The 9,892-nt window shown below is 66.4% G+C and carries 6 protein-coding genes; 2 read left to right on the top strand and 4 right to left on the bottom strand.

Annotation, left to right across the window (positions count from 1 at the left end; all coding sequences use genetic code 11):
• Positions 1-326: 326 nt before the first annotated feature.
• Positions 327-1,895, bottom strand: a complete 1,569-nt coding sequence (gene treF / locus ACFE71_RS13465; protein WP_375429290.1) for an alpha,alpha-trehalase TreF — start codon at positions 1,893-1,895, stop codon at positions 327-329.
• A 419-nt stretch (positions 1,896-2,314) separates the two neighbouring features.
• Between treF and ACFE71_RS13460 the strand changes: the two genes are divergently transcribed.
• Positions 2,315-3,817 (top strand): tryptophan halogenase family protein, encoded by a 1,503-nt coding sequence (locus tag ACFE71_RS13460; RefSeq protein WP_375429289.1) that lies wholly within the window; start codon positions 2,315-2,317, stop codon positions 3,815-3,817.
• Positions 3,814-4,503: a DUF6445 family protein gene (locus tag ACFE71_RS13455; protein WP_375429288.1), complete on the top strand. Its 690-nt coding sequence runs from the start codon at positions 3,814-3,816 to the stop codon at positions 4,501-4,503. The genes ACFE71_RS13460 and ACFE71_RS13455 overlap by 4 nt, the downstream gene beginning before the upstream one ends.
• On the opposite strand, the gene ACFE71_RS13450 is transcribed toward ACFE71_RS13455, so the two are convergent.
• The 3 genes from ACFE71_RS13450 to ACFE71_RS13440 all read right to left on the bottom strand — a co-directional run.
• On the bottom strand, positions 4,478-6,532 hold the full coding sequence (locus ACFE71_RS13450) for a hypothetical protein (RefSeq protein WP_375429287.1): 2,055 nt from the start codon (positions 6,530-6,532) through the stop codon (positions 4,478-4,480). The genes ACFE71_RS13455 and ACFE71_RS13450 overlap by 26 nt on opposite strands.
• An 80-nt stretch (positions 6,533-6,612) precedes the next feature.
• Positions 6,613-9,195, bottom strand: a complete 2,583-nt coding sequence (locus tag ACFE71_RS13445; RefSeq protein WP_375429286.1) for a TonB-dependent receptor domain-containing protein — start codon at positions 9,193-9,195, stop codon at positions 6,613-6,615.
• A 410-nt stretch (positions 9,196-9,605) separates the two neighbouring features.
• Positions 9,606-9,892, bottom strand: a 287-nt coding sequence (locus tag ACFE71_RS13440) for a hypothetical protein (protein ID WP_375429285.1), incomplete at its 5' end; no start/stop codon positions are given.

The following is a 9,892-nucleotide window of genomic DNA, read 5'->3' as shown; positions in this document are numbered from 1 at the left end:
GCTGAGGGCATCGCCTACGGACCTGAGCAAGACAATGCCGCCATGGCATCCGCCCGGGAGCGCATTGAAAAGCTTATCGCCGGATAGCGCATGGCCGCGCGTGACGAAACAAATTAGAAGTGGACATCTGCTGATACCCGATAGCTCCCCCATTCCGGATGTTTGTTCACCTGCTCATTAGCGGTGGTAGGGTGCGGCATCCCCAATATTGCCATTGTACCCGCTTGCACGCCGCGGTCGCTCGTTCACGACGATCTCGTGGGTTGCGCCATCGTCGATACGCCAGCGGCATCGATGACGCAGGCAGATTGCACGAGCCCGTCGCGCTAGTTACTTTCTGTAATGTCGGGATATCGTTCAAGGATCGCGCTTGCCACGCCGTTTGTCCAACCAAAGCCGTCCTGGGTAGGATATTCGCCGCCGCCACCGGGCTTCCGCTGCTCAACGTCGTACTTCTCGAGCATCTTGCCCGTCTCGCCGTAAGCGGTCTCGACTGTTTCGATCCAGCGGGACGCCACCTCGCGTGCGAGCTCGCGCTGGCCGGTACGTTCCAGACCGGCTATCGCGATCCATTGCAGGGGCGCCCACCCGTTGGGCGAGTCCCACTGCTGGCCCGTGCGCAGCGGCGTGGTGCGCAGCCCGCCAGTCGCTAGCAACGTGCGGCGCACCGTCATCGCGACCGCTGCTGCCTGTCGCGGCGAAGCGACACCGGCGAATAGCGGGTAGAGCATCGCGGCCGAGACGCGCGGCGTCGGTACGCCGGAAATCCGGTCCCAATCGGCGTAACGATCCTCCTTGGGAACCCAGAAGTAGCGGTTCAGCGCTGCGCGCCGCTTCGCGGCCAGCTCGGTGAACTGCTTCCCGCACCTGGTGTCCCTCGCGGCGACGCACCTCTTGGCGATCGCTTCTTCCATCAAGACCATCAGGCTGTTCAGGTCGACCGGCACGATATCGGTCGTGCGGATCGACGCTAGGCGCTGCGGATCGGCGAGCCAGCGGCTGCTGTAATCCCATCCGCTTTCCGCCCCGGCACGCAGATTACGGTACATCGTCTCTGGCGAACGCGATGGATCCTCCGTCGCGGTGATCAGGTCCTCTGCGTAGGATTCATCGCGCGGCAGCGGGCGATCATCCCAATAGCGGTTCAGCATGGTGCCGTCGGTCATCCGCACCACGCGGTCGCACGCGCCGGTCGCATCGAGGCAGGTTACGCCCTTCATCCAATACGCATGCTCGCGCTTGAGCGCCGACAGCCGCCGCGCGGCGAGCACGGGATTATTGTCCTTCGACAAGTCGAGCATCGCGGCGAAGAACGGCGGTTGCGAGCGGCCGAGATAATAGGTCCGCATACCATTGGGGATATGGCCATAGCGCTCGATCGTCTCGGTGAAGTCGGCTAGCATCGATTCGACGAGCGGCTGCTGCCCGTCGACCGCGAGCCCCAACATGGTGAAATAACTGTCCCAGTAATAGATTTCGCGGAACCGCCCGCCGGGAACGACATAGGGTGCCGACATCGGCAAAGCCGAGCTTCCTGCCGCCACTTGTGAGGGCTGACGCACCAGCGTCGGCCAGAGATTGCGGATGTGGCTGCGCAGCCCCGCCACCCCGCGATCGTTGACGCCGGGCACGGTGAAGTTCGCCAGCACGAACGCGCGCAAGGCCTCGGGCGTGCCCGGCGCAATGCGGTGATAGTCCGCCAGGATTGCCTCGGGCGCGCGCTTGGGCACCGCATCGACGAAGGTCTTACCGTCGGGGAATACGCGCCCGGTCTGCACCGCAGCGAACAGCGCGCCATAGATATCTGCCGGCGACCGTCGTTGCTGAGCCGTCAGCGGGCTGGCGACCAGTACCGAAGCGAGCAGCACCCCGATCAGCGAACGCGAAAGCTTCATCGTCTTACCCTCGAACCTTGTGTCGTGCCCCGATGCCGGTTGAAGAATCCCGCGACAAGCCGGTACGCGTCAATCGCTTCGGGCATGTCGAGCCATGCGAAGGACGCTTGGCCCAGCCCGTCGAACGCATTGTCGAAGCAACCGCACCAGCCGGCCAGTGGGCGAGATCCATCCCCAATTGCTTACCCCCTGATGAGGCGATCATCCGCAAACCGGGGAACAAGCCGATGAGTCCGCAGCCCTGACAGCCGAGTCAGAGTAGGAACGAGGCCTGAACACATCGGGAGCAAGCCGGGCACTCTTATCCGGCGCATTTGGTCTGACGGTGCTCTCGCGACCTATGTCGGGGAACAAAGCGCCATCCAGAAATCACGTGAGAAAGTGGCGCGAGACGACCGGTTTAGCTATCGCTGCGCGCCATGGAGCGGACCGGACGGATAAAGCGCGTGGTGATCCTGGGCGGCGGCACCGCTGGCTGGATGGCCGCGACCGCGCTGTCTCGCAATTTCGGCGAGCGGGTGCACATTACCCTACTCGAATCGGAAGAGATCGGCACCGTCGGCGTCGGCGAGGCGACCATCCCGACGATCCACTGGTTCAACGAGCTGATCGGGCTGGACGAGCCCGAATTCCTCCGCGCCACGAAGGCGACGTTCAAGCTTGGGATCGAGTTCGTCGACTGGCGCGAGCCAGGCCACCGCTATTTCCATCCCTTCGGCCAGTTCGGCGCGGCGTTGCCCGGCGTGGCATTCCACCATCGCTGGTTGAAGGCCCGCGCCGAGGGGCTGGACCTGCCGCTCTCCGCGCTCTCGCTCGCGACGCAGGCGGCGACACACGGCCGGTTCGCCAAGCCCGCAGGGGATGCGCGCTCGATCCTATCGACGCTCGGCTACGCCTACCACTTCGATGCCGGGCTCTATGCGAAGTACCTGCGGGACTTGAGCGAGAAACAAGGCGTCCGCCGCATCGAGGGAAAGCTGCGCGACGTCGAGCGCAATCCCGATACCGGCTTCGTCGCCGCGCTGACGACCGAGCGGGGGGATCGGCTGGACGGCGACCTGTTCGTCGATTGCTCCGGCTTCCGCGCGCTGCTGATCGGAGCTGAGATGGGGGAGGCGTTCGAAGACTGGTCACACTGGCTTCCCTGCGATCGCGCGGTCGCGGTGCCGTGCGCGCGCGTCGCGGCGACCACGCCCTACACGCGCTCCACCGCGCGCGCCGCCGGGTGGCAATGGCGCATCCCGCTCCAGCACCGCACCGGCAACGGCTATGTCTATGCCTCGCCGCATATCAGCGACGACGAAGCGGCAGCGACGCTGATGGCGAACCTCGACGGGGAGGCGCTGGCCGAACCGCGGATGCTGCGGTTCAGGGCCGGCACGCGGCGGCGCGCGTGGCGTGGGAATGTCGTGGCGATCGGCTTGTCCTCGGGCTTCCTCGAACCGCTCGAATCGACCAGCATCCACCTGATCCAAAGCGGCATCGCGAAGCTGCTGACTCTGTTCCCCGATGCCGATTGCGATCCCGCGCTCGCCGACCGGTTCAACACCGTGTTCGCGCGCGACATGGACGGGATCAAGGATTTCCTGATCCTCCACTATCACGCCACCAGCGGGCGCGACGATCCGTTGTGGCGCCGTTGCCGGACGATGCCCCTCCCCGAGACGCTCGTGGAGCGCGAGGCGCAATATCGCCGCTCGGGCCGCATCATCCTCGATCCCGACGAGCTGTTCCGCGAGGCGAGCTGGCTCGCGGTGCTCGACGGCCAGGGGTTCGAGGCGACCGGCTACAACCCGCTCGCCGACGCGATACCGCAGGAGACCAACACCGCGCAGGTCCGCGGCCTCGCCGACATCATCGCGCGCGCCGCCCCGACGCTGCCGTCGCACGATGCCGCGCTCGCGCGGATCATCGGCGCATGACGGCGGGCGGCATCCGTCCCGATATCGCCGCGCGCCGGATCGGCCACGAAGCACAGCCGATCGTAATTGTCGAAGGCTTCCATCCCGATCCCGACGCCTTGCGCGCCCACGCCGCAACGGCGAAGTTCAACCCCGCGCGCAACCATTATCCCGGCCTGCGCGCCGATCTTCCGCCCGACTATTTCGCGCGCATCCGCCCCGCACTCGCCGCCACGCTGTCAGGCGTATTCGGACACACCCGCCCGCTGTCGCTGATCGATGCGAGCTATGCGATGGTCACCACCCCGCCCGCGCAACTGACGCGCGCGCAGCGGCTGCCGCATGTCGACGCGGTCGATCCGCAGCGCATCGCGCTGGTCCATTATCTCCATCCGGAAAACCGCGACGGCACCGCCTTCTACCGCCATCGCGCGACCGGCTACGAGACGCTCGACGCGGACCGCGCACCAGCCTATCTCGCCGCGCTCGATGCCGAGCGCCGCAATGGCATGGAGCCACCGCCCGGCTATCTGACGGGCTCGAACGCGCAGTACGACCAGGTCGCCAGCGTCGTGGCGCGCTACAACCGCGCGGTCCTTTATCGCAGCGCGCTGCTCCACAGCGGCGCGATCGCTTCCGATACCGTGCTAAGCGAGGACCCGGCGACAGGCCGATTGACGATCACCGCTTTCCTGTTGCTCGGCTAGTAGTCCGCGGCGGCTGTACCGCCAGATAGACCGTGCTCCACAGCTGCGCCGCGTTTGACTCGTCGACATCCTGCTTGCCCGCGCCGAACGCGACCACCTTGTAGCGCCCGTCCGTGAACGCCCACGACCACAGCTCCGAACTCTGCGTCGCCCGCGTCGCCGCTATCGCGCGCCACAGCCGCGCCTGCGCGTCGGTCAGCACCTCGCGGGTCGACGCCGGCAGGCCGGCCCTCGCCAACTGGCGCTCCAGCCCCGCGGCGAACAGCGCCTGCTGCCACGACCACACGACCGCACCATGATAGGCGGCCGGGGTGAAGCGGGCTTGCGTCGCCACGTCCGCCTGCGCCGCATTGGCGACGAGCAGCCCGATATCGGTCATCAGCCCCGCCGGGAACGGCCGCATCGTCGCGGTGACGTAGGTTTCGAGATCGGCGGCCGAGGGCTCCGCGAACATCAGCGCGAAGCCCTCGTCCGAATTGACGATCCGCACCGGCCGACCCTGCGCATCGAGCGCGATGGCGTGGAAGACGAGCGGAGCGCTACCCAGCGATCGCACCGCCGCGTCCGTCGGAACGCCCAGTTCTTGCGCATAGGCACGCACCCGCGGCGCCGCCTCGCTCGCCGGGATGGCGACCCGGAACATATCCGGCGCGCGCGCGCGCCAGACGCGCAGCATCCGCTCCGCATCGGCGAGCGCGGTTCGGTCCGCCGCCGTCATGTATCGGTCGAGCAGCCCTGCGCGCAGCATCCGCACCGCCGCCTCGATCGCGGCGGGGACGAACACCGCGTTGACGTCATAGGCATAGCGCCCGCGCCCCAGACCATCCTCGCTATCGCGCCACTGGCCGGTCAGCCGCCCGGGCCTCAGCGCGATCAGCCGTTCGACGCCGGGCGCATCCGCGAACGGCCGCGCCGTCGCCACGACGAAGCGCAGGTTACGGACCAACGCAACGCCCGCCGGCGCGGTCGTCCCCGGCACCCCCTCGCTCGCCAGCGGGCGCGCAAGGAACGCCGGCGCCGTGGTCGCCGCATGGTCGAGCAGATAGGACGCGGCTACGGGCGCCAGCATGTAATCATCGTCGATCATCGCATGATCGAGCACCGCCGCGTCTCCGCTGCCGCCATGCGCGCGGCGATCGACGACCGCGAACTCGCCAATCCCTTCCTCATGCGCCACGTCGCCGCGCGCATCGAGCCGCGCCAGCACCGATGCCAGCCCCGATTCGATAGCCAGAGGCTGGAGCGCCGGCATCAGAAGCCGGAGCGACATCAGCGTGTCGCGTCCGAAGTAGGTCTGGAACCGCCAAGATCCCGCGAGAAATTTCTCGCGATAGCTGAGAAAGCGCAGCGCGTTGCGCGCCAGCGGGTCGGCGGCGGCACGCGCGTTGAGCAATTCGCCCGTCGCCAGCCCGGTGAACGGGATCTCCCCGCTCGACGCGACGATCTCGATCCGGATCGGCTGCCCGCCGACCGCGACGATTGCTCCCCCCGCGATCCGCCCCGACAGCACCCGCAACTGGAGCAAATAGCCCGGCGCGCCATCGATCCGCGCACGGCTCCAGCGGATCACGTCGCCCGCGATGACCGGCTTGACGGCGAGTTCGGCGGGGAAGCGCCCAACCGACTGGTAATCGCGCAGAAACCGCACGCTCGACAGCACCGCTTGGCGGAAGCGGAGCCGGGGTGCGTCAATGCTCGCGACGGTCAGGATCGCCGGCTGCGGCCCACGCACGCCGAGCGCCGTCGTCGGGCGCGGCGCTGTATCCAGCGTCCACGTCGCGGGGCGATCAAGCGCCTCGAACCACAGCCCGACGCCGCTATTGCCCGCCGGGAAGGCGACCAGGATGCGCGGATCGGTGCCGTTGCGCAGCAACAGGTGCGCCGCCACCGCGCCGTCGCGGACGAACGCGTTGATGTTCTGTCCCTCGGTCACCTGATAGGCGAGCTCGGGCGCGTGGGTTTGCGCCACGACGCCCCCGGTCGCGAACGTCATCGCCCCCGCCAGCAGCATCTTCGCAATCGTCGTCATCATGAGGCCTCCCAAAACAAAAGGGGGCACCGCGTCCCTTCCAGGCCGCGGCACCCCCGTCGCGATTCACGGAATCGGTATCAGAAGCGGAACGTGACCGATCCGCCATAGGTCGGGCCGACGATACCGCGGGCGTAGAAGAACCCGTCGGTGATCGCCTGCGTCTGCCCCTGCCGCGGATTGCCCTCGGTCAGGCCGACGACGTTGAAGATGTTCTCCGCGTTCGCGCTCACCTGCAAGCGCTCGGTCACGTTGATGTTCACGCCGACGCTGGTCACGCCATAGCTAGGCAGCGCGACGCCATTACCCGCGTCCGCGAAGATCTTGCCGACATATTTATACCGGCCATAGATATCGCCGAGCCCGTTGGGCAGCTGGATCGCGGGGGTCACCGTCCAAAGCCGCGAGGGCGTGCGCTCGGGGCGGTTGTCCTCGAACCCGGCTTGCGCGGCGCCGTCGATCTGCAGGTTCACCAGCTCGGGGTCCTGGAACACCCCCTGGAAATCGACCGAGAACCAGCGGACCGGCCGGACGGCGACATCCACCTCGACGCCCTTGGTGCGCAGGTCGGCGTTGATGTTCTGCTGCTGCGTCGGGTTCAGCGGATTGGCGAAATTGTAGCTCTGGTCGTTGAAGTTCGTCCGGAACACCGTCGCCGATCCGCTGAACAGACGGCCATATTGGTAACGGACGCCCGCCTCGTACAGCTCGATCGTGGTGATCGGATCGATGTTGTTGGTCTGGTTGCCATCGGCATACCGGGTATAGATCGAAAGATTAGGCGTGATCAGATAGTTCGCGCCGACCGTCCAGGAGATCTTGGACTGAGTAATCTTCCCGTCCGCGCCCGTCCGCCCCGGATTGGCGGCCGCGAGCACGCCGTTATAGGTCGAGCCGACATTACGGATGACGCCGCCTTGCGCAGGGTTCACCGCCTGGTTCACCGCGGCGCTCTGCCCGTCGAAGGCGGTCGCGGTATCCCGCTCCCACCGGATGCCGCCGTCGATGCGCAGGTCGCCGAACGCGATCTCGTCATTGGCATAGAGCGAGATCGTCTCGTCCTTGCGCTCGCGAATGCCGTTGCCCCAGTCGCCATAAGAAACCAGCCCGTTGTCGGTCAGGTCGCCGATCACGACGTTCGCGGCATCCAACGCGACGATGTCGTAGATGTCACTGTTGTTCTTCACGTCGTTGACGACGCTGGCGGTCGCCGACTGGTTCTGACGGCGCTTGACGTTGTAGTACATCGCGCCCGCGGTCAGCGAGTTCTTGATGCTCCCGCTCTCGAATTCCCAGCGACCGCCGGCGTTTATTCCCAGGTCGCGCCCGTCGACGCGGTCGTGGTTCAGTGTCGTGCGCTGGAGGAAGCCGTTGCCGTTCAGCCCGTTGAGCGCCGCAGTCTGGTTCGATCCGATGACCTCGCCGGTGCGCGTGTTGCGGATACCGAACTGTGTCGTCGTCGGGAACGTGGCAAAGCCGGTGCGTAGCACGTCGATGATCGGCGACAGCGCGGGGTTCGGCGTCAAGTAATTGACCGCGCTGGCCAGCCCCGCATTGCCGGTGCCCGATCCCGGAAACAGGCCGTTGAAGTCATAGGTATAGTCGATGTAGCGGCCGCGCGCGAACAGGCTGATCGAATCTGACAGTGGCGCATCGATGTCCACGCGCCCCTGGTTGTAGGTGGAACGGATGCCGTCGCGATAGTTGAACAGGCGAAAGCCGTCCGGCTCGACGAAGGTCGACACCGGAACCGCGATCGCGCTGAACGCATCGCCGCCGATATTGTCCTTCTGGATGTCGAAACCGGGGATGCTGGCGGGATCGCCATCGTCGAAGCGATAGGGCGCCGAGGCGTAGAACGCGGTCTCGATATCGCCGCGCCGCCCGGACACGCGCACCGAACCGCCGCTAGGGAAGCGATATTCGAGCGAGCCCTTGATGCGATAGCCCGCATAGTCGAACGGATTGTCGCGCACGCCCGGGCTGCTCTGGACATAGCCGCCGAAGTTGAACGCCAGGTTCTCGGCGAGCGGTGCCGAGTAGTAGAAGTCAGCCCGCTTCAGCCCGTAATCGAACCCCGTCAGCCGGACCGCGCCCTCGAACTCGTTGAAGTTAGGGCGCTTGGAGATAAAGTTGATCGTCGCGCCCGCGCCGTTGACGGTCAGAACGCCCGACGAACCGCCCTTGACCGCCTCCAGCCGGTCGATCGTCAGATCCTGCTGGAAGAAGAAGTCCGCGCCGCCGCCGCCGTACAGGATCGGCATGCCGTCCTCTTCCAACTGGACGAAGCGCTGCCCGCCGCCCTGAAGGCCGCGCACCGAATAGTTGTTCGACGCCTCACCCGCGGTCGCCTCGACGAAGATGCCGGGCACCAGTTCCAGCATGTCCGCGGTCGAGCGCGGTGCGCGCCTGTCGATATCCTCGCGCGTCGCGAAGGTGATGTCCGCGGACGAGGTGATGAGCGGACGATCGCGCGTCGTCTGGCCGGTGACGACAATGTCCTCCACGCCATCGTCGCTCTCGCCCGGGGGCGCTGCGTCGGGGGTGGTCGACTGGGACGTCGGCGTATCACTCGGAACGGTCTGCGCGAAGGCGGCACCGGGCATCAGCGCGACACCGGCAAGCAGCACGGCGCGAACGCCGAAGCGATCGAAGGTCGACATATCCTCTCCTATTCTTTGTTATATCTATGCGCACGATGGCCGATGCGCGGCGCTAGACCCGCGCCGACAGGCCTGCAACATCACGCGAAGCCCGCAAACCTCATTGAGGTTTTGATGTGGCTGACGAGCAACATGACAGGCGACATGCAGGTCCCGCGCGCCGGGACATGCTGGGGCTTGCGGTAATGGCGGGAGTAGGACTATCACCCCCGCGCGCGGCGCTTGGGACGGCCCGCTCGGCACGGATTGAAGGCCTGATCGCCCGGATGACTCTGCCCGAGAAGCCGGGCAAGCTCAGTTGCTCGACGACGAGATCCGCCCGGTCGGCGCGCTGTTCAATTCGGCCGTCGAACCGCGCGGCGCGGCCGCGAGGTTCGTGGACATCCAAGCCGGGCGCATCGGCATGATCTTCAACGGCTATGCAGCTGTATGCCATCGTCTTCAATCGACGACGCCGAGCTCGGGATTAAAGGCTTTCCGCACGCCGCCTCGTCGAGCAGCGCTTGCGCCCCATGGTAGCGGGTCTCGAGTTCGAACCGACTGCGGCCCGGCACACGCGAGAGCTCGAGGGACTTGATCAGCGGCCGGGACGTGGGCGGCGAGACCCGCAAGCCGCCATTCGCGAACGTTGTCCTTGCTCCAGACTTCGGACGCTCGTGGATGTTCATGCCAGTTGAAGGAACGCCGCCAAACGACC

It is taken from the genome of uncultured Sphingomonas sp., from assembly GCF_964237155.1.
GTDB lineage: Bacteria > Pseudomonadota > Alphaproteobacteria > Sphingomonadales > Sphingomonadaceae > Sphingomonas.
The sequence above is the reverse complement of the archived record's forward strand: the minus strand, read 5'-3'. Positions and strand labels throughout refer to the sequence as shown.